Genomic DNA, 1,839 nt, shown 5'->3' on the forward strand with positions numbered 1-1,839 from the left:
CGAGCGAGAGCGCGAGAGGCCCTGAACCGTCACGCCAGACGGTTTCCCGGCCTCTTCGCCCACTGGAGACTCGTCAAGCCGTAACCGTGAATGACCTGACGGTGGGAGCCGTGTAAGCCGAGAGGTTTACACACGGTTCTGAGAGCGGCGGCGGGTGAAACTCCCGCCGCCGACTCACCCAGGCGCTGGACCGATCCCAGCCAGTCCTGCCGATGATGCCTGGCATGCCTGAACGGCGCACCCACGACTACCTGCGGCACGGCATCACCAGCCTGTTCGCCGCCTTCAACATCGCCGACGGCACCGTCATCGGCGAACTCCACCGCCGCCACCGAGCCATCGAGTTCAAGAAGTTCCTAGTCACGATAGACAAGGCGGTCCCCGCCGGACTCGACGTACACCTCGTGTGTGACAACTACGCCACCCACAACCTCAGAGATCAAGGCGTGGTTGGGTAAACATCCGCGCTTCCACGTGCACTTCACCCCGACCGGCTCCTCCTGGATCAACCAGGTCGAGCAGTGGTTCTGCCTGCTGACCGACAAGCTCATCCGCCGCGGCGTCCACACCTCAGTCAAAGCCCTCGAAGCCGACATCAGGGCCTGGATCAACACCTGGAACGAGAACCCCAGACCCTTCAGGTGGACCAAATCCGCCGACGAGATCCTCAAATCCCTCGCCGACTACCTCTCCAGAATCACCCCGCCAGACACTAACAACCAACGCTAAACTTGAGTCCGGAATTTCCGGCACATCGCACTAAGACGCGGCTTCTTCTTGGCCATGCTCTCACTGATGGACGTCCTTCCGGGGACAGAGCCCCCGATCTGGGATGTCCGTCAAACCGAACCAGACCCACGATATTCTGACAGGGTTCATACCGCTGGAGGAACTCATGAGCACCGCCTGGGACGAGCTTCCCACATGGATGTTGCCGCCGCGCGCCAGCGGTTGGGAGGCCGACGATCTCGACCACGCGCCCGAGCTACCGCGTCATACCGAACTGATCGACGGAGCCCTGATCTTCATGATGTCCCCCCAGCGCTCCTGGCACGCCCGTGTTGTCCAGAACCTCGCCGTATTGCTGGAGCAGCAGGCGCCGGAGGAGTTCGAGGTCGATCGCGAGATGACGATCCGTATCGACAAGATCAACCGTCCAGAACCGGACGTTCTGGTCGTCAACGTCGGCTTCGACCCGGACCGCACCAAGTACCTGCCCGAGGAAGTCGTCGTGGCCGCCGAAGTCGTCTCAGACGAGTCAGCCGGCCGCGATCGGTCGCTGAAGCCGTTCAAATACGCACAGGCCGGGATCCGGCACTATTGGCGCGTTGAGGACGAGCAGGGTTGGCCGGTCGTTCATGTCTACGAGCTGGACGAGGTCACCAAGACCTATGTCGCCACGGGTATCCACCGACGGGACTTCAAAACCTCAGTGCCCTTTGATATCGACATTGACTTGACTGGCCTCGTCCCTCGGAAGCGCTGAGAAGGATCTTGCCAAGTTGCCCAGCCGTTCACGCGTGGTCCGTACCGGTGGGCGAATTCGGCGAGGTTGATCTGGCCGGCCAACCAGGTCGGGGCCGCGACCGCGAGGGTCTCCAACGTGGCGCGCACGCTCTCCCTGGTCGGCTCGAGGCGGCTCAAGGTCCCGCACCGCAGAGACGTGTGCGTGGAATCCGTACGCTGTTTGCCGCCGGCGCCGATCAGCCCGGCCATCTGGCAGTGGTCGACCAGTCTGTCGGTCTGAGGTTCCCCCGAGGTGCGAAGGAAGTTGACAGCGGGTCAGATGGGATTCATGAGAGGACCTGTGATCATGGCTGCACCCAGAAAGTACTCGCT

At 62.3% G+C, this 1,839-nt stretch carries 1 protein-coding gene and 1 pseudogene; both read left to right on the plus strand.

Features of this window, described 5'->3' with window-relative positions:
- Nucleotides 1-179: 179 nt before the first annotated feature.
- Nucleotides 180-729, plus strand: a pseudogene (locus tag ACFVFQ_RS38675) (IS630 family transposase); the annotation flags it as partial.
- Nucleotides 730-895: 166 nt separating this feature from the next.
- A complete protein-coding gene (locus tag ACFVFQ_RS38680) occupies nt 896-1,486 on the plus strand; it encodes a Uma2 family endonuclease (RefSeq protein WP_383425404.1) in 591 nt (196 codons plus the stop codon).
- Nucleotides 1,487-1,839: the final 353 nt, after the last annotated feature.

Origin of the sequence: Streptomyces sp. NPDC057743 (assembly GCF_042798755.1) — a bacterium.
Lineage (GTDB): Bacteria > Actinomycetota > Actinomycetes > Streptomycetales > Streptomycetaceae > Streptomyces.

Coding starts and splice junctions, on each gene's coding strand:
- ACFVFQ_RS38680 (WP_383425404.1), top strand. CDS start 896: ATGAGCACCGCCTGGGACGAGCTTCCCACATGGATGTTGCCGCCGCGC.